We start from the raw sequence: 234 nt of genomic DNA on the forward strand, positions 1-234 counted from the left end.
GTGCCGCGTCGTACCAGTCTGTGGCGCTCTGGACTGCGCTGAGGAGGTCGTCTGTGACACGTGGGGTGCTCCGATCCACCGACGTCGACACGAACGATGCACCTGTCGGCAGCAAACCGGCCAGCTCGGGGAATACCAGGTTTGCGAGCGTGGTGAGGGCGTGCGCAAGAACGATTCCGTTGGCGAGGATGTTGTCGCACGGGACGATCGCGAGTGCGGGTGCTCCTGCCCGTC

At 65.0% G+C, this 234-nt stretch carries 1 protein-coding gene; it reads right to left on the reverse strand.

The features are described from left to right. Window positions 1-234: mannitol dehydrogenase family protein (locus ACPYOG_RS20890; protein WP_481295962.1), on the reverse strand; the 234-nt coding region annotated here is incomplete at both ends.

It is taken from the genome of Leifsonia sp. HAY1-4F, assembly GCF_056755275.1.